Origin of the sequence: Desulfosporosinus sp. Sb-LF (genome assembly GCF_004766055.1) — a bacterium.
GTDB lineage: Bacteria > Bacillota > Desulfitobacteriia > Desulfitobacteriales > Desulfitobacteriaceae > Desulfosporosinus.
Genome location: NZ_SPQR01000007.1, coordinates 45,017 through 71,332 on the forward strand (window position 1 = coordinate 45,017; position 26,316 = coordinate 71,332).

At 42.1% G+C, this 26,316-nt stretch carries 28 protein-coding genes; 20 read left to right on the forward strand and 8 right to left on the reverse strand.

Features of this window, described 5'->3' with window-relative positions:
- Positions 1-6: 6 nt before the first annotated feature.
- Positions 7-2,256 (reverse strand): DEAD/DEAH box helicase, encoded by a 2,250-nt coding sequence (locus tag E4K68_RS11805; protein ID WP_135379143.1) that lies wholly within the window; start codon positions 2,254-2,256, stop codon positions 7-9.
- A gap of 141 nt (positions 2,257-2,397) precedes the next feature.
- Here E4K68_RS11805 and E4K68_RS11810 point away from each other — a divergent pair, with 141 nt between their 5' ends.
- Positions 2,398-3,255, forward strand: coding sequence for a hypothetical protein (locus E4K68_RS11810; protein WP_135379144.1), 858 nt, complete (start codon positions 2,398-2,400; stop codon positions 3,253-3,255).
- Here E4K68_RS11810 and E4K68_RS11815 read toward each other — a convergent pair.
- From E4K68_RS11815 to E4K68_RS11825, 3 genes are all read right to left on the reverse strand, one after another.
- Complete coding sequence (locus E4K68_RS11815; protein WP_135379145.1) at positions 3,252-3,926, reverse strand: Crp/Fnr family transcriptional regulator; 675 nt, start codon at positions 3,924-3,926, stop codon at positions 3,252-3,254. The two genes, E4K68_RS11810 and E4K68_RS11815, sit on opposite strands and share 4 nt — an antisense overlap.
- 316 nt (positions 3,927-4,242) lie before the next feature.
- Positions 4,243-4,539: a late competence development ComFB family protein gene (locus tag E4K68_RS11820; RefSeq protein WP_135379146.1), complete on the reverse strand. Its 297-nt coding sequence runs from the start codon at positions 4,537-4,539 to the stop codon at positions 4,243-4,245.
- Between the two features lie 130 nt (positions 4,540-4,669).
- The gene (locus E4K68_RS11825) at positions 4,670-5,650 is read right to left on the reverse strand and encodes a glycosyl hydrolase family 18 protein (protein WP_135379147.1); all 981 of its coding nucleotides are present in this window, start codon (positions 5,648-5,650) and stop codon (positions 4,670-4,672) included.
- Positions 5,651-5,754: 104 nt separating this feature from the next.
- On the opposite strand from E4K68_RS11825, the gene E4K68_RS11830 reads away from it, so the two are divergent.
- The 7 genes from E4K68_RS11830 (at position 5,755) to E4K68_RS11860 (ending at position 11,866) form a co-directional block, all read left to right on the forward strand.
- Positions 5,755-6,252 carry an HD domain-containing protein gene (locus E4K68_RS11830; RefSeq protein WP_135379148.1) on the forward strand — a complete coding sequence of 166 codons (498 nt, stop codon included), beginning with the start codon at positions 5,755-5,757 and terminating at the stop codon, positions 6,250-6,252.
- A gap of 161 nt (positions 6,253-6,413) precedes the next feature.
- A complete protein-coding gene (locus E4K68_RS11835; protein ID WP_135379149.1) occupies positions 6,414-6,737 on the forward strand; it encodes a zinc-ribbon domain containing protein in 324 nt (107 codons plus the stop codon).
- Positions 6,738-7,626: 889 nt separating this feature from the next.
- The gene (locus E4K68_RS11840; RefSeq protein WP_135379150.1) at positions 7,627-8,295 is read left to right on the forward strand and encodes a hypothetical protein; all 669 of its coding nucleotides are present in this window, start codon (positions 7,627-7,629) and stop codon (positions 8,293-8,295) included.
- A 136-nt stretch (positions 8,296-8,431) separates the two neighbouring features.
- On the forward strand, positions 8,432-8,698 hold the full coding sequence (locus E4K68_RS11845; protein WP_135379151.1) for a FeoA family protein: 267 nt from the start codon (positions 8,432-8,434) through the stop codon (positions 8,696-8,698).
- Between the two features lie 86 nt (positions 8,699-8,784).
- Complete coding sequence (gene feoB, locus E4K68_RS11850) at positions 8,785-10,872, forward strand: ferrous iron transport protein B (protein ID WP_135379152.1); 2,088 nt, start codon at positions 8,785-8,787, stop codon at positions 10,870-10,872.
- A 31-nt stretch (positions 10,873-10,903) separates the two neighbouring features.
- Positions 10,904-11,191, forward strand: coding sequence for a winged helix-turn-helix domain-containing protein (locus E4K68_RS11855; protein ID WP_135379153.1), 288 nt, complete (start codon positions 10,904-10,906; stop codon positions 11,189-11,191).
- Between the two features lie 87 nt (positions 11,192-11,278).
- Positions 11,279-11,866: a TetR/AcrR family transcriptional regulator gene (locus E4K68_RS11860; RefSeq protein WP_135379154.1), complete on the forward strand. Its 588-nt coding sequence runs from the start codon at positions 11,279-11,281 to the stop codon at positions 11,864-11,866.
- A gap of 123 nt (positions 11,867-11,989) precedes the next feature.
- Here the strand turns inward: E4K68_RS11860 and E4K68_RS11865 are convergent, their stop codons facing one another.
- A complete protein-coding gene (locus E4K68_RS11865) occupies positions 11,990-13,174 on the reverse strand; it encodes an MFS transporter (protein ID WP_135379155.1) in 1,185 nt (394 codons plus the stop codon).
- A gap of 228 nt (positions 13,175-13,402) precedes the next feature.
- On the opposite strand from E4K68_RS11865, the gene E4K68_RS11870 reads away from it, so the two are divergent.
- From E4K68_RS11870 to E4K68_RS11890, 5 genes are all read left to right on the forward strand, one after another.
- Complete coding sequence (locus E4K68_RS11870) at positions 13,403-14,125, forward strand: demethylmenaquinone methyltransferase (protein WP_135379156.1); 723 nt, start codon at positions 13,403-13,405, stop codon at positions 14,123-14,125.
- A 221-nt stretch (positions 14,126-14,346) separates the two neighbouring features.
- Entirely contained in the window at positions 14,347-16,296 is a 1,950-nt protein-coding gene (locus E4K68_RS11875) for an APC family permease (protein WP_135379157.1), read from the forward strand.
- Between the two features lie 152 nt (positions 16,297-16,448).
- Positions 16,449-16,877, forward strand: a complete 429-nt coding sequence (locus E4K68_RS11880) for a CBS domain-containing protein (RefSeq protein WP_135379158.1) — start codon at positions 16,449-16,451, stop codon at positions 16,875-16,877.
- A gap of 106 nt (positions 16,878-16,983) precedes the next feature.
- Positions 16,984-17,379 (forward strand): thioesterase family protein, encoded by a 396-nt coding sequence (locus E4K68_RS11885; protein ID WP_135379343.1) that lies wholly within the window; start codon positions 16,984-16,986, stop codon positions 17,377-17,379.
- Between the two features lie 2 nt (positions 17,380-17,381).
- Positions 17,382-17,996: a YigZ family protein gene (locus tag E4K68_RS11890; protein ID WP_135379159.1), complete on the forward strand. Its 615-nt coding sequence runs from the start codon at positions 17,382-17,384 to the stop codon at positions 17,994-17,996.
- Between the two features lie 67 nt (positions 17,997-18,063).
- Here the strand turns inward: E4K68_RS11890 and E4K68_RS11895 are convergent, their stop codons facing one another.
- The gene (locus tag E4K68_RS11895; RefSeq protein WP_135379160.1) at positions 18,064-19,113 is read right to left on the reverse strand and encodes a sensor domain-containing diguanylate cyclase; all 1,050 of its coding nucleotides are present in this window, start codon (positions 19,111-19,113) and stop codon (positions 18,064-18,066) included.
- Between the two features lie 230 nt (positions 19,114-19,343).
- Positions 19,344-20,096, reverse strand: coding sequence for a TSUP family transporter (locus tag E4K68_RS11900; RefSeq protein WP_135379161.1), 753 nt, complete (start codon positions 20,094-20,096; stop codon positions 19,344-19,346).
- A 168-nt stretch (positions 20,097-20,264) separates the two neighbouring features.
- Here E4K68_RS11900 and E4K68_RS11905 point away from each other — a divergent pair, with 168 nt between their 5' ends.
- From E4K68_RS11905 to E4K68_RS11935, 7 genes are all read left to right on the forward strand, one after another.
- Positions 20,265-21,323, forward strand: coding sequence for an HD-GYP domain-containing protein (locus tag E4K68_RS11905; protein WP_135379162.1), 1,059 nt, complete (start codon positions 20,265-20,267; stop codon positions 21,321-21,323).
- Positions 21,324-21,344: 21 nt separating this feature from the next.
- Positions 21,345-21,989, forward strand: a complete 645-nt coding sequence (gene nth / locus E4K68_RS11910) for an endonuclease III (protein ID WP_135379163.1) — start codon at positions 21,345-21,347, stop codon at positions 21,987-21,989.
- 160 nt (positions 21,990-22,149) lie between these two features.
- Positions 22,150-22,905 (forward strand): fumarylacetoacetate hydrolase family protein, encoded by a 756-nt coding sequence (locus tag E4K68_RS11915; RefSeq protein ID WP_135379164.1) that lies wholly within the window; start codon positions 22,150-22,152, stop codon positions 22,903-22,905.
- A gap of 48 nt (positions 22,906-22,953) precedes the next feature.
- Positions 22,954-23,772 carry a menaquinone biosynthesis protein gene (locus E4K68_RS11920; RefSeq protein WP_135379165.1) on the forward strand — a complete coding sequence of 273 codons (819 nt, stop codon included), beginning with the start codon at positions 22,954-22,956 and terminating at the stop codon, positions 23,770-23,772.
- A gap of 3 nt (positions 23,773-23,775) precedes the next feature.
- Positions 23,776-24,117 (forward strand): GIY-YIG nuclease family protein, encoded by a 342-nt coding sequence (locus E4K68_RS11925; RefSeq protein ID WP_135379166.1) that lies wholly within the window; start codon positions 23,776-23,778, stop codon positions 24,115-24,117.
- 29 nt (positions 24,118-24,146) lie between these two features.
- Complete coding sequence (locus tag E4K68_RS11930) at positions 24,147-24,551, forward strand: methylglyoxal synthase (protein WP_135379167.1); 405 nt, start codon at positions 24,147-24,149, stop codon at positions 24,549-24,551.
- Positions 24,532-24,717 (forward strand): 2-hydroxymuconate tautomerase, encoded by a 186-nt coding sequence (locus E4K68_RS11935; RefSeq protein WP_135379168.1) that lies wholly within the window; start codon positions 24,532-24,534, stop codon positions 24,715-24,717. Before E4K68_RS11930 ends, E4K68_RS11935 begins: the two co-directional genes overlap by 20 nt.
- Before the next feature lie 121 nt (positions 24,718-24,838).
- Here the strand turns inward: E4K68_RS11935 and E4K68_RS11940 are convergent, their stop codons facing one another.
- The gene (locus tag E4K68_RS11940; protein WP_135379169.1) at positions 24,839-26,227 is read right to left on the reverse strand and encodes a nucleoside kinase; all 1,389 of its coding nucleotides are present in this window, start codon (positions 26,225-26,227) and stop codon (positions 24,839-24,841) included.
- Positions 26,228-26,316: the final 89 nt, after the last annotated feature.

Here is a 26,316-nt window from a genome sequence, read left to right on the forward strand (position 1 = left end):
CTTTTCCTAAAGTTCCATTATGGCCGCTTCATCACGGTCAAGTTTTTCCATGCATACTTTTAGGCGGATTCGCAGTGCAGAATCACTGACAGCTTCCCGCATCTGACGCATGAGATCGATGGTTCGACGAAAAACACTGATGATGTCTCCTTCATCAAGGTTACATAAGGATTGGACTTCTTCAAAAGTTTTTCCTTGACTCCATGCATGAGTAAGCCCAGCCACACGTGGGTCGAATCTTATGGAATCTTGCCCGCAGATACTTTGGATGTACTCTACGATTTCTTTGATAGGAGCTGACTCGAAGATTGCAGCACGTTGAAACACATCATTTTTTCTTGCTTCAAAGTCAATGCTTGACAGCAAGGCATTGACTTGATCATCATCGAGTTGGGGGAAAACATCAGAGTAGATTAGTTCGGTCACTAGAAGTTCTTGAACATAGATATGGCTTGCACAAGTGCCGCGGGGCAAAAGTTCATCCTTACGCAAATACCCTATTTGGCGAAGGTGATTTTTTTTGTACTCAAATTCGTGGAGGAAGGCGTTTTCCTCCGGAAGGCTCGCCAATGACGTTTGAAGGCTCTGTTGTTGCTGTTTAAGCGTTAGGTAGGTTTTATCCAGACCCTTGCAGGTATCTTGTCGTTGTGAAGGGCAACTCTTCGGAGCTTGGGCTAATAACTTTTCCCAGGAGCGAATTTTACGAGCCATTTCACGTCCGTAAACACGGCTTTGTTTTCGGGGACCTAAAGCTTTGTACGTCTTCCGGAGCTTCTCAAGATCCTTTCGCTTGGGATGATGTTTCAGTGGACAGTTGAATGATCCCACTTCCTCGCAGAGATGGTGTTGGGCCTCTTCAAGTTGTTTTTGAATATTGACTAATTCGGTGTTTAGATGATCTGAAGCGAATCGGTAGCTATAGGCCGCGAAACTCTTCTGAAAGTAGATTTCTATTTGTGCCTGCGTTAAAGTCGCAGTGAGGTTCAAAACTGTATTATAGGTAAGTCTGAATTGACTGGTAAGTGGTTCGAGACGATTTAACTGGAACTTAGGTGGAGGACTTTTTTCCATATAGGCCAAGTCAACAAGAGCAAACGAAAAGCCTTTCTCATCAAGTCCACGACGCCCAGCACGACCAGACATTTGGAAAAATTCATGATTGGCAAGTGGACGGAAATTGCGTCCATCATATTTATTAAGTGAATCAAAACAAACCGCTTTGACGGGATAGTTGATCCCAACACTAAAGGTTTCTGTACAGTAGAGTACCTTGATCAGCCGTGCTAAGAAGAGTTCTTCGACTATGACTTTCTGAGAGGGTAGCAACCCAGCATGATGATAGGCAATCCCTCTTGTACATAAACGCCTAAGCTGACGAGTCGAGGATGACCATTCGATTTCTGGGCCGAACAGTTGAAGAAATTTTTCTTCAACTGTTCGGCGTTCGGGAGACCTTAAATAATTAGCTATAGTCGCTAATTCCATGGCTTTTAAGGCACATTGTTTGCGGCTGAAAACAAAGAACAGTGCAGGAAGATGGTCACGCTGAATTGTACGAATGAGGTCCAAGTGAGTCGTTGGGCCAAACGGGTTTTCATCGTTGGTCCGGTTTTTGAGTTTCTGACGATAATAATGCCAAAGTTGATCATAATCGACAAGGCCTGTGTCTTTGGTATAGTAAAAGTATTCTAAAGGAACAACCCGCTTGGTTTCTTCAATGAGAGCAACTTCTTCATTGCGGATTGATTTGATCCAATCCACTAAATTTCGTGCATTCGCGATCGTAGCACTCAAGCCAAGAATTTTCATTTTGGGTGGTGCCAGAATGATGGATTCTTCCCAGACTGTGCCTCTTTCCTCATCATTAAGCCAGTGAATTTCATCAAAAACAATGTGAGAGACAAACTCGAGATTAGGATCTTCTGTGATGACTTGGTTGCGAAAAACTTCTGTCGTCATAATAAGGAGAGGTGCTGTCGGATTCAGAACAACATCTCCTGTCATAATGCCCACTGCCTCTTCTCCAAACTGTGATTTAAAGTCTCTGTATTTTTGATTACTTAATGCTTTGATCGGTGCCGTATAGATCACTCTCAAATGTTCATTCATAGCTTTCTCGATTAAATAATCAGCCACCAAGGTTTTTCCGGTGCCTGTGGGGGCTGCTACGATAACTGATTTTCCAGCATCAATGGCATCAAGTGCCTCTTCTTGAAATGGGTCGAGGTTAAATTCGTGATAAGTGCGCTCAGCCATGTTCGTCAGCTCGTTTCTGATATCATTTTACTTATTTTAACAAAGTGGTGAATAATGGTCAAATTTAAGTCGAGTATGGTCTGAATGATCTCCAGTATCCATAGGATGAAACAAGAGACAAGGCTAAGGAGGGGAACCGTGGTGTCTTCGTTGCGATTAGATATCGAACAGGCTATGGGACTTAAGTTTCCGGAGCGAAACGGAGAAGCGATTATACGATTTGAGGAATCTGTAGAAATTCCCCGTACAGCAGAAGCTTTAATGAGGGGATTATATCGTGACCCTGAACGTGTACGCCAGGGATTCAAACTATTGCATCAAGAAACTGGATCACTGATTGATATTCTAATGCCAAGGCGTTCACGATTACGTGAGTGGGCTGATGCCCTTCCAGAGCGTCCCAAGGACGCGGAATCCTTCTTAAAAGAGACGCAGGACCAACTTTTAATGAGAGAACAACGTTTGGTTCAGGCTGAACGGGACTTAGTCGGGCAATTACAAGAGAGTGGCTTGGAGGATGTCTTCCCAATTCCACTGGTTGCTTTTGGAACTTGTACTTACCGAGATCCAAGTGTAAAACTCTTTCTTAAGCCGTTGGGCAGATTTGCAGAAATTCTACAGATGAACCCTGAGTCATTGAGACAGGCTGTGCGCGTACATTTCTTGTTTTTGCTCCTTTTGATTGCCGGTACTGACTTGGACGGCCAAGTCTACGCCAGGGGTGGGGAAGATGAAGTAATTCATTGGTTAACGAGTATCTATGCAATGCGATATTTAAAAAGTCAATCGACAGAACTGATTCAATGTTATCAAGAATGGGTTAAAGCTTGGGGAGGTAAAATGCCGAACCAAAGCTTACTTAATGAACGAGAATGTGAAAAAACAAGGGCTACAATGGTTTTCTGGCGCCGTCAGTCGAATATCAGTTGGGAAGAATGTTCGCGCATTATAAACCAACTAGAAAGACCAGTAGGTACTAATATTCTGGGGTTTAATTAAGGCCAGTCTGCTAATTCATGGGGCTTTATGATTTCTAATCGATCATCGACCAGTCTCAAAATCCCAGATTTTTTCCAGCCGTTAATGGCTCTGTTAACATATTCACGGGAGGTGCCAATCATACTGGCCAGATCCCGATGCGTAAACGAGGCATCTATGTAAATAGGATGACCTGGGGTTGTAGCAGGCCGTGCTAGGCGAAGAAAAAGGGCGGCGAGAATTCCTGCAGTGGAACGATTTGTTAGAACCCGAATGAACTCTTGAGCAAGTCTTAATCGTCGGCTCAAAGTCCGAATGAGGGCTACAGAAAGTGCAGGGTTAGATTCTAAAATTCGCGGCATGACTTCATTATGTAAGACTAATAGTGTGCTGTCTTGAAGAACTTCGGCAGTAACTGGGTATGAGCCAGCTTCGAGAAGTAGAACCTCGGCGAAACAATCGTAGGGTCCACACCAATCGAGAATCTGTTCCTCGCCTGTTGGTGTCGATTTACTGAGCTTTACTTGGCCAGAAAGGACAAAGTAAACTGATGAACCAATCTCCCCCTCAACAAATAATAGTTGCCCACGACGGTAACGGCGCTCTTTCAGATGAGGGAGTAGGGGGTTCACATCGTTAGCCGTTAAAGACGAAAACAAAGAAAAGCGGAGAAGATCCTCAGGCTTAAGCACTAAAAAGACCTCATTTCTGAATTTTAACTCGCACCAAATCAAATAGGTAGAAGTAACCACGAAATCATAAAAATGATTTAGGATAAGAGAGCTCGTGTTGGGGAGTTTCGAATAGTATACAAAGAGGAGGCCTCTGAGGCCTCCTCTTTTTCACAGCGTGTAGAATAACATCATACACTAGAAGGGAGCGAGGAGGTAATGGTATGATTGGCATTGAATGGACTCCAGTACGCGTACAACTGGTTATTAATACCCCTTTTCGAGTGGTAGGATTAATAGTTGTAGGAATATTGGTGGTCATCATCGTAATCAATAACTAATTTGCATCATCGGTAGTTGTACGGAATTTATGCGACGGTGTGGCGCTGATTTGTTGGGCGGCACGTACAACCTCCGACATTACTCGTGCCTGGTCTGGAACCGCGTGGGACTCCCATTGAGTCATAATTTCGCCACGTGGAGAAACATAATAACGGGCAGGTAGCCGATTTAAGGCAAATGCCATAATATCAGCTTTACATTGTTCACAAGAGCAGGAGAGTTTGTTAAGATGGAGGTAATCCTGAAGTGCCTGACGGACAGCTATTTCTGTGTAATTCTTGAGGTCATACATGGAAAAATTCCACCACCTTTAGATTTTTTTAATTATTTTAATAATAAAGGGTAATCGATCAAAGAACAAGTGGTTTTAGAGCATCCTCTCGATGAAGATGCTCTATTATCAATGCGAAGGTAAGTTTAGCCTATCTTTTAAGTTTGCTCGCGACTCCTTGCCAAAAACGGCTTGTTTCATACCCGAGGCGCCATATAGCAACTCCCCGCAAGCGATAACTCTTCACAAAGCCGAGGCGAACCTTTGAGGAAAGTTCATTTTCATACCATAAAGTATGTTTTGTTCGACCTCGCCAGTAATAAAAGTATGGTTCAACTGCGGGGTCTGACCAAAGAATTCGTGCATTGGTTTGGGCGACCAAATTAGGAATATCACGCATTGGAACAATTCGCGTAGGTTCGTTGGACCAATCGTATCCGTAGACTGGAATTCCCAATAATAGCTTTTCATTGGGGATATAGCGAATGGCATAGTCGAGCGTGTCAGTCATCCATGGTAAACTCGCTATTGGACCGGGCGAACCACCTGCATAATGTTCGTCATAGGTCATGAGGGTTATTGAATCACATAGCCTCCCAATACCAGCAAAATCATAACCCGGTGCCTCCCACTCCGAACGCTTGGCAGGGATAGCAATGGTTAAAAGTAAACCACGATTATGCAACTCCGCTCTAAGAGATTCTAGAAACGACAGAAAAGGAATTCGGTAAGGGGCTTCTACGCCCTCAAAATCCACATGTACCCCAGCTGCTTTGGGGGGGAGCAAATTTATCATCTGGCGTATGCAATTCCGCTGAGAGGCAGTAGAAGATAAAACAGAACGCAAAGGCTGAGGATCAAATATTTCACCATTAAAATTATGGAAGAGAATAAATGAGGCAATGTCTCGTTCGTGGGCCTCTTGAAGCGCAAGCATATTGACTTGACCAGTAAACTGTCCGTTGGGTAGAAGCTGGAAGGCAAAATCAGCATAAACATCAATGTGAGAACTTTGTTGCCGAAGCGAATCAATTCCGCGCAAATCTCCTTGGTAATCTTCGGAAATATATCCGAGTATCCATAATCGTTTGTCGATAAGGCGTCGTGCTGTGGCTGTCCAAGTAGAATTCAAACAGTCCTCCTCCTCATGTTGCAATACTCCTAGGATAAGATATGAAAAATAACTTCAATAATTTTCTTTTTTTGCATGGTAAAATATTCAAGGAGGGAAACGTCGTGAAATGGAATTTTATTAATAACTTACAAAGAATCTATGATCTGCTGGATAACTTAAAGGGACAGACTATGGAACGCGATTATCCAATAACATGGGAGAAGGTTCATGCAACAAGCTGTGCCCAAATCGGTCGTTTGCTAGCGGAACAGCGGAGCATAGACAAGGAGCAGGCAGCTTTAGCTTGTGCCTTACACGACATGGGCCGCTGGGTGTCAGGAAAACAATTGGATCATGCCCCTAAAGGAGAGGAACTAGTTCGATATTTTTTGACTGAGGGGAAAGTCTATGATGAAAAAATCAGAGAGCAGATTGTCAATGCGGTTATTAACCATTCCAAGAAGGATCAGGTTGGAACCCCTCTAGAGGAACTTGTGAAGGACGCTGATATTATTGATTGCCATTTTCATGGAGATGAGATGACAAAACCTTTTCATGTTGCCAGGCTAAAGAATACTTTGAAAGAGTTGGGAATAGATTCCTCAAATGAAAAAGTTTAGTTTGCTTCTGAGCATACGCTCTGCTATACTGACCGTGTGCTTGTTAAGACTTGGGCCTAAATAAAATTGGAATCCATACTTCGGACCTTATTTGGTGAGACGGATGAAAATTTGTGCAGGATCCAACGCGTACAAGGAACACCCAATAAGGAGGAGTTATTATGGCTCAAGACAAAACTCTAACATGTCGCGATTGCGGTCAGGACTTTGTGTTCACGGCTAGCGAACAAGATTTCTATGCGGAAAAAGGATTTGAAAATGATCCAACTCGTTGCCCCTCTTGCCGTCAAGCCCGCAAACAACAAATGGGCGGTGGTCGGAGTAATTACGGTGGTGGCTTCGGTAGTAATGGTAGTCGCCCGCAACGTCAAATGTTTCCCGCAGTCTGCGCAAACTGCGGTGTACAAACGGAAGTTCCTTTCCAACCTTCAGGTGAGAAGCCTGTGTATTGTCGAGATTGCTTCCAATCTATGCGTCGTTACTAGAAAAATTAACAAAAGGCCAGGGGTAATCCCTGGCCTTTTTTGGCGTGTCAAAAAGAATAAGTTTTCAGGTACATAAGTTTTCCTACGGTACGAAATCCTTTTTTCTACGTAGTAAAGCATGATAGAATGAAACTAGGGTGTATTCATAGGCGAAGGACCCGCCCAGTTGAAATCTCTACAAATGAGGGAGAATCATCATGAGTTTACCTAAGATCGTTGAAATAGCCACCAATATTTATTGGATTGGTGTCAGAATGGAGGACTTCATTGCAATCCCTATCTAGTACTATTATGCCGTTGGAAAAGATTAAATATGTCATCCTACATCACCAGGACCCCGATTTATGTTCGAGTGTTCCCCAACATTACGCGCTACATTAAAGCCCCAAGGAATTTAGAATGTGGCGCATTTTTAGCGCCCATTAAAAAGAGTCCGACAAAAGCCGGGGATATAAGTCAATGAATAGTTTTGTTCTCCAAAGATATTGGACCATCTATATAAGAAGGAAGACGTTCTAGCTGTGAGAAACGAGCAGGATATTACTTAGATTCGAAATCATGGAGTTAATAAATTATAATTATATAGGAAATGGCTTGTGCAATTTGCTCTTTAAATGGGTAGTATCATCAAAGGAATATCTTAGCTTTTGGTCATTGAACCCTTCTCAACTCGTAAATTGATTCACTACTCTTCATTTTGACCTCTTTATGAGGGACTTATATCTGTGTCTTCACTTATGATCGCTGAAAGAGACACTAAGTATTTCAAATTTGAAAGATCTCATGATTCTAGTGCTTTATGCTATTCTAGAGAATTTTGGTCCAAGACAACTATTTAGTTTGTGGCACCTATATTTGTGGAAGGTTATGGTGATAAGCGGTGAAACAAATGATTCTAAGGTTAATAAGACTTTTTATAGGTCTTTTTCTGTATGCAGTAGGTATCGTATTAACGATCAACGCTAACCTTGGTCTTTCACCTTGGGATGTTTTTCATCAAGGAATGACGCACCTTATTGGTATTACCATGGGTCAGGCAAGTATTGCTGTAGGAAGTATACTGGTAATATTGAACGCGGTTTTGGGAGAACGATTAGGATGGGGAACCCTACTCAATATGCTATTTATCGGTATATTTATGGATTTAATTATGCTTAATCATATGATTCCAATTTTTAATGATGTTTTACCTGGCGTAATAATGATGGTACTAGGGATGACTGTCATTGGAGTTGCCAGTTATTTCTATATTGGGGCTGAATTGGGCGCGGGGCCACGAGATGGGTTAATGATCGCATTAACAAAGAAGACAGGTAAATCGGTTCGGTTTATAAGAAATGGTATTGAATCAAGTGTTTTAATTGTAGGGTATCTTTTAGGCGGGCTCGTCGGGGTAGGAACTTTGGCCATGGCATTAACATTGGGATATATTATTCAGTTCGTTTTTAAGATTCTAAAATTCGATGTGAGCAACATCACGCATAGGTTTATTGATGAAGATGTTAGATTAATAAAAGAAAAGCTTTCAAAAAGAAAACCTTCTAGGCAATCTCTTTAGGTAGAGCCAGGTAAGAATCATTATTTCTATTGACAGGGTTAGGAAAGAATAGTATTCTATAAATGAGATAGATTATCAATTGCATCACTTGACGTTTTACTGAGAATGATTATCATTATAACAGGAGGGATAGACGATGGAACGTTTTTTAGAGAATTTAAAACCGGGGGAACGGGCGTATGTTGAACGTATTGAAGGCGGCGGTGCTTTGCGTCGCAGGATGATGGACATGGGCATTGTTCCAGGGGTTGAGTTAGAGGTTGTTCGTCGGGCTCCCTTAGGCGGTCCACTTCAGGTTCGATTGAAAGGGTATTATTTAGCGATGCGTCGAGGGGAATGTGCTAAAATTCTTGTCACGAAGATGCAGCAGGAACACAAGGAACATTCATTGGCAGGGCGATAGGACATTATAGTCTATAATCTTGTATAATTTAAACAGTTTGCCGCAAGGACATAATTATGAAGCTAGATGAGAGGAGGCGGCTAACCATGAAGATAGCACTTATGGGTAATCCCAATGTCGGAAAGAGTACGGTTTTTAACGCTTTAACAGGTTCCAACCAACAAGTTGGAAACTGGGCTGGAAAAACAGTTGAACGAAAATCGGGTGTGATTCAAAGAGCCAATCAGGAGATAGAGTTAATTGATCTTCCTGGAACCTATAGTCTGACTGCATATTCTCAAGAAGAGATCGTCACACGTGAATATATTCTCCGAGAAAAGCCTGATGTTGTAATGGCTATGGTTGACGCTTCAAATATTGAACGAAATCTTTACTTAGTTCTCCAGGTTCTGGAGTTAACTCCCCGTGTTGTTATCGGTTTAAATATGATGGATCTAGCACAATCTGCTGGGATAACCATTCATGCCAGTAATTTAGCCTCTGCTTTAAAGGTTCCCGTGGTTGAAATTATAGCGGCCAGAGGAAAAGGGGTAGAAGAATTCCTTATGGAAGCTATTCGTGTAGGAGAGCAGGAACAAGATCCGTTGTCGGGTGATGTCCACTATCCACAAGATCTTGAACAAAGAATTCAGGCAATGGAAGGATTGTTGGCAGGCACCACATGGGCAACAAAGTATCCATTGCGGTGGTTAGCTATTAAACGTTTGGAGCGAGATTCGGAAATCGGACAAGAGTGGAAGAAAATTTCCGCGAAATCCCCAAAAAGTAAGGACAAGAATTCCTGTTGCGATTCTGGAGATGGCGTAATTTATGAACTTCAAGAAGCAATTACGCTTCCAGGAGAGCCACTGCTCTCAAAGTATGAGTCAGAAGGGTGGAGCAAAGATCAGTTCGAGATGGCCTTTGCCGATGCTAAGTATCAATACATTTCGCAGATTCTTCCGAAGTTTATCACACAGGAAAATCTGGCTAAACCAACATGGACGGATTTACTTGATCGTTGGATTTTATCTCCAATTTGGGGATATCCAATTATGGTCGCAGTTCTAGCGTTAGTGTTTTGGGGATCTTTCGTTGCCAGTGCGCCATTAGGAGAAGCTGTTTCACAAGGTATGGCGTGGGCGGGCGATGTTTTGGTGACTTTGTTACAATGGGGTCATGCGCCTGACTTTATCCAAAGTTTGGTACGAGACGGTATTTTCGCGGGGGTAGGCGCTGTTTTGGCCTTTGTGCCTCAAATTGCTATCTTCTTTGCCTTCTTTTCCTTTATGCAGGACAGCGGGTATTTGGCACGTGCAGCGTTTTTGGGGGATCGTTTTATGCAACTTATGGGGTTGCATGGGAAATCGTTTTTCTCCTTGGTTTCCGGTTTCGGATGTAACGTTCCAGGGATTATGGCTACGCGAACGTTGGAGGACCCTAAAGACCGTTTGATTACTATGCTTATTAATCCATTGATTCCTTGTGTTCCGCGCTTAGGAGTAATGAGTGCTGTTGTGGCAGCTTTTTTCCCTGGTTCACGTGGAGCCTTAGTTATGCTAAGTCTTCTGATGATAAGTATGCTCCTTGTGATGTTCTCTGCACTTTTCTTAAGAAGAGTTGTCAAGCAAACTGAACGCTCGGCCTTTGTCATGGAACTCCCTCTTTACCATGTCCCTACGTTGCGTAATATTCTGTGGCCTACTTGGCAGAAAACGTACTCCTTTCTAAAAAGGGCATGGACATTCATTTTAGTGGCTTCGATTGTGGTTTGGGTTTTGAGTTCGTATCCGCAAGGAGTTCCAATGAATGCAACATGGGCAGGTAAAATGGGAGGACTGTTGGAATCAATTGGTAAACCGTTGGGATTTGACTGGCGGATCATGGTTGCCATTGTTTTTGGCTTTACGGCTAAAGAAACGACCTTATCAACCCTCGGTATTTTGTATGGCGTGGCCGCAGATGCTTCACAGTCCATCGCACAGGCCATGACGGGTGCTATGACTTCTTTGGGGGCGTACACATTTCTGGTGGTGTATATGCTTTATATCCCTTGTCTTGCTTCTGTCGTCACAACGTATAAGGAATCTGGAAGTTTAGGTTGGACCAGCTTTGGAGTTGCTTATAACCTTATTCTTAGTTTTATCGTTGGGTGGATTGTTTTTCACGGAGGACTGGCGTTGGGTATTCACTAAAATGCTAAAAACCCTTTGGGAGTGAATGAGTATGCTTGCAAATATATTGGAAATACTGGGACGCAAGGAATCATTGTCGATGGCACAACTAGCCCACGAAGTTGGCTATTCTGTGAGGGAAACTGAAAGCGCCTTAGAGCAAATGGAACATATGGGCTATATAAGTCGTGAACTATTTGGACAAGGCTGCAGTGCGAACTGTGACGCGGATCGGTGTAGCGGTCACTGTGAAGGGTGTGGATTTGTTTCATCTGAAACGTTCTCAGTTTGGGCGCTCTCGGAGCGGGGACAAACATTATTGAATTCGAAAACCAAGTAAGGTTCTTCGCATAGTCTCTTTTGTGTCAAGGTATTAATGTGATCACAAATAAGATTTGGGCAGCATAGAGGGGAGTCCATGCATAAAATGAGTAAGCCACGTGAGGAAAAATATCAGGCTATTCTCGATGCTGCTACGGAGGCATTTGCAGAATATGGCTATTTCTCCTGTCAAGTATCCAAAATTGCCAAACTAGCTGGAGTTGCGGACGGAACAATTTATCTTTATTTTAAAAATAAGGAGGATATCCTTGTTAGCCTTTTTACGGATAGGATGGGTCAATTTACAGAAGAAATTCGTAAAGAAATTGCTCAGTGTCAGACAACAAAGGAACGGCTATTGCGTATTGCAAGAACCCATATCACATATATGCAGAAAAACCGTTCTCTGGCTATGGTCACTCAGATTGAGATCCGTCAGTCCGATCCGCAGATTAGGGAAGCCATTTCGGGGCCTCTACGAGAGTATTTTCAGTTGATTGAACTAGTCCTGGCAGAAGGGGTTGCAAAGGGCGAAATGGTTCTGAGTGATTTCAAGGTAGGCCGGCAGATGTTCTTTGGGACGTTAGATGCTGTGATGAGCGATTGGGTGCTTTCTAAAAAACCGCGTTCTTTAAATGGGGTAGAGAATATTATTTTTGATTTAATGAATGGAGCTTTTAAAATTAAAGATTAATCATTCTTTGAATAAGGAAAATAAAACAAATTCTTGAACAAAAAGGAGTTGAAACAAGCTGGAAGCGAGGTTTGTTTCAACTCCTTTTTTATGGTCCAATATATTTTTCAGTCGAATTTAAGATCACCGAGCGGCTAAACGTTCTGATTTTGCAGTAGGCCTATTTTTCATAAAAAGGGCGATGATTCCCGCTGCGATGGGTAGAAAGAATAACACGGAAATCGCAGTGGACAAACCGTAGAGATCTCCAATACGACCGATTAAAATGACCAGAAGGCCACCCACTCCACCAGCAAATCCCATAGTTAACCCAGCCGCCAACGATTTATTATTTGGTATGGCTTCTTGCGCTGCTACTACCGTCACGGAAAAGCTAGATAGGAGGGATGCGCCGGCTAGGGCTAAGAAAACAATACTGAGGGTGCCCTGCGTTTGTGTGAAACCATAGAAGAGAGGGGTAGCTAGGATAAGAGAACTGACAATTAAAGGTTTTCGACCATAGCGATCTGAAATGAATCCCCCCAAGATTCCTCCGATTGCACCAGAGAACAGCATTACGAAGACTAAATGACTGGCGGCAATACTAGAAAGTTTTTGAGCTTGGAAATATAACGGAAGGATTGTTAACAATCCAGTATAAGTTAAAGAACGAATGGCGATAACACTAGTAATAGCGAGTAGTTCCGAGCGCGCTGATCGTAAGGAACAAATGACTTCAGACAAGGTCGGCGCGTTTCCACCTAAGACATCATTTTTCGGGGCAAAGAAAAAGAGTAATAAGGCAACGAAAATTCCAGGAATTACAGTGTAAATGGTAGCATGAAGACCATAGTTTTGAAATAAGGGTACTAACAGAAGTGGGCTAAGAGCAAAGCCAATATTCCCAAAGGCGACGAAGGTCGATAAGAGGACTGCTTTTCGATCCCCACTTATGACTGTAATCATGGTCGAAGCTTGAGGGTGAAAGGCAGCCGTTCCCAGACCAGCGAGGCCAGCCAAAAGCACAAGAAGGAGATAGTTTTGGACAAGGCCGGTTAGACTAAGCATAATAGCCATCCATAGGGTGCCCACATGGACAAGCCAGCGTTTTCCTTGCCGGTCCAGAAAATAGCCGAAAATCGGCTGAATGAAGGAAGAGCTAATGGTAAACGCCGAAACTAAGATGGCTGCGCGAGTGGTGGATAAGGCTGTCGCCGCCACTAGAAAAGGAAGCATTTGAGGTAAATAGTTACTATACATATCATTTAGCATATGTGCTAAAGATAGTATACCGATCGTGGAATATTCTATAGGTTTTTCCGGACTCATGGATGGGACCCCTTTCTACCTAAGTTACTCGTTAGTATTACGTAAGTATAGTGTTAAGATCAGTATGGAGGCTTTCTGGAAAAAGTCAATTAGTAACTTTATGTTGGAAAGTGCATTGTTACAGTCAATACTTGAAGTATCTAGACAAATGGGCGATGTTCGAGTACTATTTAGGGAAATGTCATACATATAATGAAATTTATGAACCAAGAGATAGGGAGAATAATTATGGATTTTGCTGGTAAAGACAAAGCAACTTATGTTAAAGAAACATTTAATGCCATTGCGGGTCATTATGATTTAATGAATAGCTTAATGAGCTTGGGTATGGATAAACATTGGCGACGTGTCGCAGTACAACGAGTAGGAGCTATGCCTGGTATGCATATGCTGGATGTTTGCTGTGGGACAGGGCAACTTTCTATGGAACTCGGAAACGTCGTTGGCGCAGCAGGAGATGTCACAGGATTAGACTTCTCGCAAAATATGCTGGATGTTGCAAAAAAAACATTGACCCAGTCCACAAATCAAGGTAATATTCGATTTATTCAAGGAGATGCTATGGCGCTTCCCTTTCCAGACCATTCGTTTGATGGGGTGACGGTGGGATGGGGATTAAGAAATTTGCCAGATTTACGTCAGGGAATACGTGAAATGATACGTACAGTTAAGCCCGGTGGGAAGGTTGTATCCTTGGATATGGCCAAACCGACTTTTCCAGGGTTTAAACAAGCGTATTGGTTATATTTTGATAAACTTGTTCCTTTGATGGGGAAAATCTGGGCCAGAAAGGCCAGTGCGTATCAATATTTACATGACTCTGCTCGAGAATTTCCAGCCCAGGAAGAACTTGTCCGTATTTTCGCTGAGTGTGGACTAATAGAAACTCGCTTCGATAATTTAGCAGGTGGTGTTGTCGCCGTTGTTTCGGGAACAAAACCTAGTCACTAAGTCAATAGTAAAATGGATATGGAGTGGGTGTATTGAAGAAGTATGTCGGATAAAATTAGTGGGGTGACAATCGACTAAGAGTATTAAATAAATCGATCGTAATGCTCGAAGAATCTATATAGACAAAGGACTATAAAGTGGAGTAGAATCACTATGGTCTAAGTATAAGATCATTGGATATTATATTTGACATTAATGGGGAGAAAGAAGGATTTTTTCTAATGGCAAATAATAATAGACTCTTATCGCTAAAGATTCGTACTCTTATCTTTGGCCATCCGCTAATGACTCAAAGTTCTGAAGAGGCAAAAGTGGGTGTTTTTGGTGGCCTCCCTATTTTCGGATCGTCCATAATTTCATCTGAGGGTTATGCGCCGGATGAGATCTTGTACGTACTTCTTCTGGCTGGATCGCTAGGCTTCGCGTATATTTCGAAAATCTCCATTGCTATCATATTTCTTGTAATCAGCATTTTTCTCGTTTACCGAAAGGCTATCCAAAAGTATCCTGAAGGAGGCGGGTCCTATACTATCGCTAAGGCCTATCTTGGGGAGAACTTTGGTCTTCTTGCGGGCGCAAGTTTAACGCTCGACTATATTTTAACAGTTTCCGTCAGCGTCAGTTCTGCCATAGAGAATTTGACGGGGATTATCCCATGGTTAGCGTCACCACAACATAAAGTTTTAGCAGACTGTTTGATTATTTTGTTCATGGCCTGGATTAATTTACGTGGCTTAAGAGAGTCAGCTCGATTGTTCGCTTTTCCAGTATACCTCTATATTGTGTCTTTAGCGGTTTTAATGGGTACCGGCTTAATAGAGATAATGATCCATGGCGTAACGCCGACTGCGGTGGCGACTGGGCACATTGCGTCGAACACTGCAAATGGGATGACCTGGTTTATATTAGCACGTGCCTTCGCAGGTGGAACGACCGCTTTAACCGGATTCGAAGCCGTTAGCAACGGGGTGTCGGCGTTCAAGAGTCCCTCCCAAAAGCGAGCTATTCATACTCTGTTAGCTATGGCCATCATAGTTGCGTTTGGGTTAGTAGGGTTAACCTATTTAGCGGGTGCCTATCATCTTGTACCCGCTGGAGGAAATACAATCTTAAATCAATTGGGTCTAATAATCTTTGGCAAAACTATACCCTATTTTGTCTTGATGGGAACAGCAGCAGCTATTCTGGTCTTGGCATCAAATACACCTTTTGCGGGGTTGCCAATTTTATTAAGTTTAATGGCTCGCGACGGATATACGCCTAGGTATTTCAAAAACTTGGGAGATCGATTGGTCTATAGTGTAGGAATATGGACTTTGTTCTTAGTTTCTTGTATTTTGATTATCGTGTTTCATGGCGACACTCACAATATGCTACCGCTCTATGCGATTGGTGTTTTGCTATCGTTTGCGTTAACGGGTGTCGGACTTGCTAAACATACTTGGAACGAAAAAGGCGTAAAGTGGAAGTCCGATTTTATTATATTTGCCTTTGGTGGGGTCGTTTCGTTTCTGGTTTTTCTCGTTTTCCTTGTAACTAAATTCACACAAGGAGCCTGGATTGTTCTCATTATTATGCCGCTTCTTGTTTTAATGTTCCGTGGCATTCGTTATGTGTATCAGGGAGAGATTCGTGACTTAGAGGTGACTCCAGAAGCAATAGAAGTTTTCCACAGACATGTAAAGAAACTAAAACGACGCAGAGCACAAATTGAACTATCAGATTATCGAAATAAAGTCATTGTCCCTGTGTATGACTTAAACTTAATCGTATTGAAAACCCTAAAGTATGCATACGCTTTGACCCCTCAAGTGACCGCTGTTCACATTGCTTCTGACCCCGGACGTACCGCAAAGTTGCTAAAACACTGGGCAGAACAACACATAGAAATACCACTAGAAGTTGTAGAGTCTCCTTATCGAGCAACAGTTCAAGATTTATTAAAATATATTGATAAAGTCGAAAAGAACGGGAATTTTGACACCATTACTGTAGCGATCCCAGAATATGTCCCGGAAAAATTATGGCAAAATCTCCTTCATAATCAAACAGGGCAATTAATGAAGTTGATGTTACTTTTCCGTAAGAGCATTCTTGTAACGAGTGTTCCTTATCATCCTATACGCAGAGAAACTCAATTTAAAGATCAGTCGATTCAAAAGGGACTATAACAACTTATATAAATTTCAAAAAGCCTTTTACATACTTTGTGTGTAAAAGGCTTTTTATCTAAATCTCGGAAATGATTTTTTTGAATGAATTTTTATAGAGATGTTCATACTATCTTTGCAAAAAGAAAATGAATGATAGGAGGAACTAAACAATGAAAGTCCGTGATGTAATGACAGGTTCAGTCGATTGGGTTACCGAAGATACATCAATTGTTCAGATTGCCCAATTGATGAAGAAAAATGATGTTGGTTCTATTCCGATTTGTGCGGAAAACAAACTTAAGGGAATCATCACAGATCGTGATATTGTTCTGAAAGTTGTCGCCGCCGGGACAAATTTTGATAGCATTCAGGCAAAGGATATTATGAACGGAAATATGATCACGATTACCGCTGACCAGGATGTACATGAGGCAGCAGATATAATGGCGAAGTACCAAATCAGAAGATTACCCGTGGTGGAACAGGGTAAACTCGTAGGGATCTTAGCCCTTGGTGATCTTGCAATTGAGAAGATCCATATTAATGAAGCTGGGGATGCGCTCAGTGACATTTCACAAGGTGCACACCAGATGAATTAATAATCTTTAAAAACACTTAAAATAGAGAATAGCGTTGTGAATATTTCACAACGCTATTCTCTATTTCGTGATAGAATTGGGTAAACCTATAGACTATAAGGATGTGATGACATTGAATTTACAACTCGGTGTACAGGGCCAGGCTGAAACAATGGTAACTTCATTAAACACGGCTGAAGCAATGGGAAGCGGAACCTTAGAGGTTTTTGCAACACCCGCAATGGTGGCACTTATGGAGCAAGCAGCGGTAAATGCTTTAAACTTGCCAGTTGGGCAATCGAGTGTTGGTACTTCTATGAGTATTGCGCATACTGCAGCGACTCCACTAGGTTCTAAAGTCTCTGCGATCGCTAAACTCGTTGAAATTGATCGCAGGCGGTTAGTTTTTACAGTGGAAGCACATGACGAAGTAGGGCAAATAGGTATCGGCAAACATGAACGGTTTATTATTGATGTTGAATCATTTCTCTCCAAAGCGCAGATGCGAAAACAGGGGATGTAGATTTGGAAAGCTTTTATACGTTATCTCGAAAGACAACGGGAGAACAAGTCATTGATAAATCACGTTTTATTGGTATTGCAGTTCCTCTCGCAACCCTAGAACAAATAGATGAGGCTATGCAGAAGATACGTGAAGATTATCCAAATGCGCGTCATTACGTCTATGCGTACCGATTGCACAATGGATTTATTGAGAAGGCCTCTGATGATGGAGAACCGCAAGGGACTGGTGGACGCCCCATCCTTGATCTTCTACAACATCGTAATGTATGGAATGTTTTGGTTGTTGTTGTGAGGTATTTTGGAGGAATATTGCTTGGAACAGGGGGGCTTTCCAGGGCATATGGTGGAAGTGCTCGACAAGTTATTATTGACTCGGAACTGAAAAAATTAACTATTTTTCAGGTATATATATTGCGCGTACCTTATGAATGGTTTGAGTTGCTCAAATATCAATTTGAACAGCATAAGTGGATGATTCAACAAGAAGAATTTAGTGAAGAGGTAAAGCTACTTGTTCATGTTCCTGAACGAGAAACCGAAACATTTAGAAAGTGGATCAATGATTTTACTCGAAAACAAGTGCATTACGAAGATGTGGGAATGGCTTGGGGATAAGCAAAGAAACACCATTTATTTCTGTAAATGGTGTTTCTTTGTATAACAGGTCGGTTTCATGAAATTCTTATTCATAGACGCTTTGATTGCGGCCTGTGCATTTGGCTTGGTAGAGTGCATGATCTGCCCTAGAAATCACCGAAGCAGCTGAATCTGCTGGGCGCCAAAGCGTCGCGCCAATACTTACGGTTACGGATACGTTTTGGTTTGTTTGTGGGTAGTGAACGTGGGTCCTTTCCACGACTTCCCGAATCTTTTCGCTGATAAGTAGGATTATTTTCTCGTTTGTTTCTGGAACCAAGATGACAAATTCCTCTCCGCCATAACGGGCAATAAGGTCTCCCTCTCTTAAATTGGTTTGAAGTTCTCTCACAATCGTTTGAAGTACTGTATCCCCAAATTGATGACCATAGCGGTCGTTAAAACGTTTAAAATTGTCAACATCAATAATAAGTAAGCCAAACGTGACTGAACGCTTACGGCGCTGACAGAGTGAGATCTGTTCACGCAACCTTTTTTGGAAGTAACGATGGTTGTAGACGCCTGTTAATCCATCAGTGATTGATTCTCGTTCAACAATGGCATAAAGAAGAGCATTTTCTAAAGCGGAAGAGGCATGACCTGCAACGGTTTCTAGAAATTCCATCTGCTCAGCCGTGATTTCAGGTTGGCGTATGGCATGAATATTAATGGTCCCGATTTTGCGCTGTGCATTTTGAAGAGGAAGGCAACAGATCCATTCCCAATCCTGTTGACCTTGAGGAGAGCAGTAGTAGGTAACTCCTTCGGACAAAACTTGGGCTCCGAACGATAAATTAAGTTGAGGAGGTATCTGAGGTGAGAGCGTGACTGAGTCAAAAACGCCAATAACCTCAAAGTCTTTGGTTTTTTCTTTATAAAGACAAACACTTGCTTGATTAATACCAATCAGAGAAACAATCGCACTTATAATATTTGCAGCGATAACTCGCGTGTCAAGAGATGCGTTAAGTGCACGTGCTATGTCTAAAAGAACATGAGTATGTAAACGAATCTCTTCCAGTTGACTTTCTAAGATATCTATCCTTTGTCTCAAACCAGAGATGTCTTCAGGATCAGCGTGTTGATCTTGTGACATGGCTTAGCCTCCCAAATCTATGATCAAAAACGGAAGAAATCGATGCTTATCGGCTATGAATTAATGTATGTGTAGCTCGAAAACTTCTATAGTAATATTCTCTTTTAAATCAAATAATCCTTTGTGAAAAATATTTTTTGTGTTTACCTCACGTCTTTGCCAGTAGCATATGTAATAAAGGGGAGAAATGCTACAGTGTCATCACGATAGCAGTCTTAGCTTTTGAAATGCTAGATAAATTGATATATCAGTTTTAGGGCAACTAATAAAGACATCGTGATAAAGATAGGCTTGACGAGTCCTGCACCCCGTTGAATAGCAAGCTTCGTTCCAACGTAAGAGCCTAGAATCATGAATAAGGCCATGGGAATGCCATAGGATAAGAGAATTTTTCCATTCCAGGCAAAGAGGACAAGAGCGGCAAAGTTGCTTGCAAAATTCAAAACCTTTGCGTTAGCAGAAGCGACGACGAAGTCGAAGCCGAAGAAAGCGATAAATGAAAAGATAAGAAAGGACCCTGTTCCTGGACCAAAAAATCCATCATAAAAACCTAAGGCTAGCGCGAAGAGACATCCCACCATTATATGAGAAAGATCTAGCCCCTTAAAGTTATTCTTCATCCCCAAGTTTTTATGTAGCATTGTATAAATTCCTACAACCAAAATCAAGACCAAGACAGCTTTGTTTAAGAAAGCAGAGCTGACACCGAGAACGGCCCAAGCCCCCAGGAATGCGCCGATTAAAGCAAAAGGAACTTGCCACTTAACCAATTGAACGTTCACTTTCCCAGAGCGAGCGAACGTTATAGAACTGTTTAAAGACGCTAGGGAGGCTGAGAATTTATTGGTTCCAAGGGCTAGATGGGGCGGAACACCAACCATCAACAAGGCAGGTAGACTAATGAGTCCTCCTCCTCCAGCAATCGCGTCAACTGCCGCGGCCAAAAAACCTAGAGTGCAAATAATGAAGAGATTAAGCCACATTTGGTTTTTACCTCACTTAGGATAGTTCGCTTTATCAAGTATACCTCCTACTTGCTTATTCGTCATCATTTTTAGGTTTACTATGGGAAAAGAATGATAAATGGTGTAGGATATGTATCATATCAGGGTATTCAAATGATGCTTCAAGAGAAAGGAGCAAACGATTAAGTGCGGCAAGTCGGAGTTAATTCGTTAAAAATGGGAGATATTTTAGGTAAAACTATTTTTTCCAGTTCAGGTAGAGTCCTGTTGGGTAAAGGAGTTAAACTCTCCCCCTTATACATAGCTAAGTTAAAAGACATGGGAATTTCAATTCTCTACATTGAAGATGACCGTTTTAATGATGTTATCGTAGAAGATGTAATCAGTGAAGAACATCGTCGTGAAGCTATGGAGATCCTCGAGAAAAGCACACGATTTGTACGGTTAGGGAAAGATTTGGATGGTTTTGAATTTAAAAAAATTATCAACAAAATTGTTGAAGAGATTTTGTTCAAGAAAGATATTCTGGTAAACATGATGGATATGCGTAGCTTAGACAATCAGATGTTTGCACATTCAGTTAACGTCTGTGTTCTATCAATCGTTTTAGGGAAGGCTATGTACTTAGATCGGGAGAAACTAGATAACCTGGCCACTGGCGCAATACTCCATGATATTGGTAAAGTAAAAATGGATCCTAAACTGGTTAGTGGAGCAACTATTTTAACTCCAGAAGAAATAGAACTTCTCAAAACGCACACGATACTCGGTTTTGAGGATCTCCGAAAACGTAAAGATCTTAACTTAGTCATTGCCCACATTGCTTTTCAGCATCATGAGCATATGAATGGCACAGGATATCCTCGGCAACTTAAAGAAGGGGAAATCAACCCTTTGGCACAGATTGTTGGCATTGCCGATCTCTATGACAAGTTCACTTCTGACCATAGTGATGTGAAGCGAATCATGCCGCATGAAGCTTGTGAAATTCTGATGGGTTTGGCTGGGACACTTTATCCCTTCGAAATGGTTCGATTGTTTCTTAGAAATATTGCTGCCTATCCTACAGGGATTACCGTGCGTCTCAATACTGGTGAGATTGGCGTTGTCGTCGACCAGAATCTAAGCATGCCAGTTCGGCCCGTAGTTCGAGTATTTGACGAATCTGACTTTGGGTCTAATGTGGTGAAAGAGTACAATATGGTGGAAAAGCGTACTATTTTTATTCAGGAAGTTTTAGGCTAGGCCATGCGGAGGTTTTGAAGCATGATACAGAATTGTTCTCAAGAGTCAATCTCTCAGTTCATTTTTGAAACTTTGAGGGGGAAATTCCCAGACGTTCACTGTGAGTTAGAGTTTCACACACCTTTTGAACTATTAATTGCCACGATTTTGTCCGCTCAATGTACTGATGAGAGGGTAAATCTTGTGACTGCTTCTTTGTTTGCCGTAGCAAATACACCTGAGGCAATCATTGCATTAGGACAACAAGAACTCGAAAACAAAATTCGCTCTCTCGGTTTATTCCATAATAAGGCCAAAAACATCCTTGCAGCCTGTAGGGTACTTGTTGAAGACTTCGAAGGACGTGTACCAAACGATATTGATTTGCTAAGAAGACTTCCAGGTGTAGGGCGTAAAACTGCCAATGTGGTAGTTAGCAATGCTTTTGGTATTCCGGCAATCGCTGTCGATACGCACGTTTTTCGTTTGGCTCATCGCTTGGGCATAGCCCAAGGCAAAACACCTGAAAAAGTGGAAAACGAACTAATGCTTCGTTTCCCAAAGGATAATTGGTCACTTATGCATCATCTTTTGATTTTTCATGGACGACGAGTATGTTTTGCTCGGAAACCCAGTTGTGGAGAGTGTCCACTAACTCCCGTTTGTAAGACATTCCTCAGCAATTGAGTTTGAGGAATTCTATCTTCAAACTTCTTTTTGTCGTCTATTCATGTTAGAATGTACTCCGACATACGAAGAAGGTGTGTAATTTGTCTTACTATAACCTGAGGCACTGCATGAGAATAGGACAGATAGTAATAGTAGAAAATAGAAAGGGTTGATTTCTATGAAATATGTTCGCTTTGCGAATCGTAATAACGAGATTGGCTTTGGTTTCCTCGAAGGGGAGACTGTAAAACTCTTAGATGGAACGTTCCTCAATCCTAATAGCCAACCGACAGGTGCCTCGTTCTCTTTGGAGGAAGTTACCTTACTTGCTCCGGTAGAACCTAGTAAAGTGGTGTGTGTTGGACTTAATTACGCCTTACATATTAAGGAAATGGAACATTCGTTACCGGAAGATCCTATTATTTTTATGAAGCCACAATCCAGTGTCATTGGTCCAAACGATAAAATTATCTATCCTAAGATCAGTCAGCGCGTGGACTATGAAGCGGAGCTTGCTGTGGTTATCGGGAAACCCGTTAGAGATGTTAATGAAGAAGAAGCTTCGCAGGCTATCTTTGGATTTACTTGTGCTAATGATGTTACTGCTAGGGATTTGCAAAAAAAAGATGGGCAATGGACTCGCGGGAAATCATTCGATACGTTTTGCCCAATCGGACCGTGGATCGTAACAGATATCGATCCAAGCCAGTTAGACATTCAACTTTTGCTCAATGGTGAGGTTAAACAGTCATCTAACACTCGAAACTTTATTAGTTCAGTGCCAAAACTTGTGAGCTTTATCTCTCAAGTCATGACACTTAATCCGGGGGATGTGGTATTGACGGGTACTCCAGAAGGGGTTGGCCCTATGCAACTGGGAGATGAGGTTATTGTCAGGATTCAATCTATTGGGGAATTACGCAACACCCTATAATAAGAATTTTCGGAAATTCTGGCTAATTGATGATATGGGGGTACGATCATGATTCGCATTGGACATAACCCTAATACCAATATGTTGCCCATGTTCCATTTTTTATCAAAAGATCATCCGCTATTAGAGTCGATTAGTGCAGAACCTACAGGGCATAATGCAATGTTGGCTGATGGACGGATTGATATGGCCCCGATCAGCGCGTTTTCTTTTGGAGAGCATTGGTCGGATTATGCGATCTTACCAAACCTTTCCGTCTCAACTAAAGGAAGGGTAGGATCAATACTCTTATTCTCTAAAGTTCCTCTGAAGGATTTGGATGCTTTGACCGTTGCATTGACAGATTCCTCTGCGACTTCGGTGAATCTCACGAAAATTCTACTCCACCATTTTTACGGGGTAGTGCCTCATTACGTAACCATGTCCTCAGACCTTCAGAAGATGTTTGTTAAGGCAGATGCAGCGCTCCTAATTGGAGATGCTGCTATTCAAGCGGCACTTAATAAGCCAGATTGCTATATCTATGATTTGGGGGAAGAATGGTTTCATCACACACACTGTTCCATGACATATGCTGTTTGGGCATTCCCCAAAAAGTTGATATTGGAGCGCGAGGAAGAAATTAAGACAGTATATCGCTTGCTTCTTGACGCTAAGGCCAAGGCTTTGTCTAACATGGGAGATATCGTCAAAACTTGTCAAACTATGCTTGGAGGATCGCTAGATTTCTGGAGGGATTATTTTAATCAATTTAATTATGGTTTAGATCATAATCTGCTCTCCGGACTGAGAAAATATTTAGATTTGTGTTTTGAACAGAATTTGTTGGCAAGTCGTCCTATTCTCCGGTTTTGGCCTGAGGAGTAAAGTATGGGCTATTGGGTGTACCTTGCTCGATGTGGTGATAATACGATCTATACGGGTGCGACGACGGACCTCAGGCGGAGGATGCTAGAACATAACAGCGAGTTTTCGAAAAGCCGAGGGGCAAAATATACAGCCGCACATCGCCCTGTGACTTTGGTACAGGCTTGGGAGGTCAATACTTGGAGCGATGCTCTTCGGTTAGAATGTGCTATAAAACGATGTTCACGAACGGAAAAGATTCAACTAATCGAACAACCGGACCAAATTAATCGACTTGCAGAGCGGCGTAAGCTTACCTTCTCCATATCAGGAGCCACTCAAGAAATACCGAAAATAGATGGATGATCCTGACGATCACAAAAGGAGCTGTTGTGTTGAAAATAGCGTTGGTCGCTCATGATGAAAAAAAGCCTGAAATTATTGAATTCGCGAAAACCCATAAAGATCTCCTGTCACGATGTCAAATAACTGCAACAGGAACAACGGGTAAATTGATTCAAGAACATTCTGGTTTATCGGTGAATGCACTTTTGTCAGGCCCGCTAGGCGGAGATCAACAGATTGGTAGCTTGGTTGCTACGCAAAATTTAGATATGATTATTTTCTTGCGCGATCCCTTAACCGCTCAGGCCCATGAACCCGACATTGCTGCATTGTTGCGTGTTTGTGATGTACATAATATACCCTTGGCAACCAACCGGCAAAGCGCAGAAATTCTTATGTCTTATGTTAAACAATGTTTGGAGGGGGGTGAAAACAGTGCCAATCGTACAAGTTGAATTATTAGAAGGCCGTACAGTCGAACAGAAAAGATTGATGGTGGAGAAAGTTACCCAGGCTATTGTGGAATCTACTGGGGCGCCTGCTGAAAATGTATCTATTATCATTCGTGACATGTCTAAGGAAAGCTATGCTAAAGGTGGAAAACTTGCCTGTGACAAATAACTCTATGTAAAATATTACTAAAAAAGCAAAGCGTGAAGAGGGGTTCCTCTTTGCACTTTGCTTTTTTTTTTAGCCTAACTTTAAGGATGGGCTTGGGTTTAAAGTTGTTTTTATACTTGGTTTAAACGTTATAGGTGCTACCTCCCAAAAATTCTCGTAAAATTGAGTTGAAGGGAACAGTGGAAATGTCCATTGGATTAAAAAACGAGAGTAGAGTTAAGAGATGTACTGCTGTTCGATAATGAGGACTCTCCGGTGTAATGGAGATCAACAAATGTTCGGCAAAGGGACGAAGTGCATTGAGTTCGTACAAGAGACTAGAGTTAAACATTACATTGGCTTCTTCCTGATAAGGGAAGATATTGTTATTTTCCCCGCGACGAACACTCTCCCATTGTGCTAACGTTCGTTCTGGATCTATCCCTCGGAATTTATCGTCTCTTACCAGGCGGCGGATGAGTCGTACCTCTGTTGTGGGAACTCGATTATAAGCATCAATATTGAGTTGGAAAAGAGCGCTCACATAAATCTTAAACATTTGGTTCCTGTCTAGTGAAGGCACTAGGCAGGGATTTAGGGCATGTATTCCTTCAACTACTAAAATCTCGTCGGGACATAGGTGTATGAGTTTACCAGTAGGGGATCGTCGACCGCAGACAAAATCAAAGAGCGGCGTTTCAACCTCGTCCCCTTTAATCAGGGCATTCAGATGGGAAGCGAGCAGAGGCAAGTCGAGGGCCTCCAAGGATTCGAAATCGTATTGCCCATTAGAATCTCGAGGGGTGTCTTCCCGCGCCAGAAAATAATTATCAAGCGATAAGGCAACTGGGCGCATACCATTGACGCGTAGTTGGGTTGACAGTCGCTGAGCAAACGTCGTTTTACCAGATGAAGAAGGCCCGGATATGAGGATGATGCGGACGTTGCAGCGTTGCTCAAAGATCTGGTCAGCAATTGAGGATACCGTCTTTTCATGTAAGGCTTCCGCCAAACAAATTAAATCCTGCGAACATTTTGCATTGATGATGGTATTAACGTCTTCAACATTGGCAAGGTGTAGGTTTTCTAACCAACGTTGGGTTTCTGAAAATGTGGAAGAGAGCTTTTCTGGAGGAACAAATGGAGAAATCAATTCTGGATGATTGGCATTAGGAAAGTGCAGAATAAAACCAGGTGGGAAATGGATGAGTTGAAAGTATTTTAGTGATCCTGCTCGATCAAGGGGGGGGTAGATCGTTTTAATTTCGTAATTGTCTATTCGGCAATGATATAATTGATCTTTCCCAGTCTCATAGGGAATGGCCTGATCTGCAAGCACCCAATTTTGTAAATGATCTTCGATTTTCTGCACTTCTCTCGAAGAAAGTAATGAGTCCTCAAGCTCACAATAGACACCATCGAGAATTGAGTGAGAAATCTTAAGTTGTTCTTCAGGAAATAGTTTTTTAACCACCCCGATGAGTCCGAGAACCAGACTCTGGCGATATCGGCGAATTGAGTAATCTGACATTCCTGGTCCGCCTTTCGAATTTTCTAGGATTCCTTACAAGATATTCAACACGAGATTTATTCTTTCCTCTAAACGATCGGAGGAATCAA

Bases quoted from the DNA above. Each gene is read 5' to 3' on its own strand.
- E4K68_RS11805 (WP_135379143.1), bottom strand. From the start codon at position 2,256: ATGGCTGAGCGCACTTATCACGAATTTAACCTCGACCCATTTCAAGAA.
- E4K68_RS11820 (WP_135379146.1), bottom strand. From the start codon at position 4,539: ATGTATGACCTCAAGAATTACACAGAAATAGCTGTCCGTCAGGCACTT.
- E4K68_RS11835 (WP_135379149.1), top strand. From the start codon at position 6,414: ATGGCTCAAGACAAAACTCTAACATGTCGCGATTGCGGTCAGGACTTT.
- E4K68_RS11840 (WP_135379150.1), top strand. From the start codon at position 7,627: ATGATTCTAAGGTTAATAAGACTTTTTATAGGTCTTTTTCTGTATGCA.
- E4K68_RS11845 (WP_135379151.1), top strand. From the start codon at position 8,432: ATGGAACGTTTTTTAGAGAATTTAAAACCGGGGGAACGGGCGTATGTT.
- feoB (WP_135379152.1), top strand. From the start codon at position 8,785: ATGAAGATAGCACTTATGGGTAATCCCAATGTCGGAAAGAGTACGGTT.
- E4K68_RS11855 (WP_135379153.1), top strand. From the start codon at position 10,904: ATGCTTGCAAATATATTGGAAATACTGGGACGCAAGGAATCATTGTCG.
- E4K68_RS11860 (WP_135379154.1), top strand. From the start codon at position 11,279: ATGAGTAAGCCACGTGAGGAAAAATATCAGGCTATTCTCGATGCTGCT.
- E4K68_RS11865 (WP_135379155.1), bottom strand. From the start codon at position 13,174: ATGAGTCCGGAAAAACCTATAGAATATTCCACGATCGGTATACTATCT.
- E4K68_RS11870 (WP_135379156.1), top strand. From the start codon at position 13,403: ATGGATTTTGCTGGTAAAGACAAAGCAACTTATGTTAAAGAAACATTT.
- E4K68_RS11875 (WP_135379157.1), top strand. From the start codon at position 14,347: ATGGCAAATAATAATAGACTCTTATCGCTAAAGATTCGTACTCTTATC.
- E4K68_RS11880 (WP_135379158.1), top strand. From the start codon at position 16,449: ATGAAAGTCCGTGATGTAATGACAGGTTCAGTCGATTGGGTTACCGAA.
- E4K68_RS11885 (WP_135379343.1), top strand. From the start codon at position 16,984: ATGACATTGAATTTACAACTCGGTGTACAGGGCCAGGCTGAAACAATG.
- E4K68_RS11895 (WP_135379160.1), bottom strand. From the start codon at position 19,113: ATGTCACAAGATCAACACGCTGATCCTGAAGACATCTCTGGTTTGAGA.
- E4K68_RS11900 (WP_135379161.1), bottom strand. From the start codon at position 20,096: ATGTGGCTTAATCTCTTCATTATTTGCACTCTAGGTTTTTTGGCCGCG.
- nth (WP_135379163.1), top strand. From the start codon at position 21,345: ATGATACAGAATTGTTCTCAAGAGTCAATCTCTCAGTTCATTTTTGAA.
- E4K68_RS11915 (WP_135379164.1), top strand. From the start codon at position 22,150: ATGAAATATGTTCGCTTTGCGAATCGTAATAACGAGATTGGCTTTGGT.
- E4K68_RS11920 (WP_135379165.1), top strand. From the start codon at position 22,954: ATGATTCGCATTGGACATAACCCTAATACCAATATGTTGCCCATGTTC.
- E4K68_RS11925 (WP_135379166.1), top strand. From the start codon at position 23,776: ATGGGCTATTGGGTGTACCTTGCTCGATGTGGTGATAATACGATCTAT.
- E4K68_RS11940 (WP_135379169.1), bottom strand. From the start codon at position 26,227: ATGTCAGATTACTCAATTCGCCGATATCGCCAGAGTCTGGTTCTCGGA.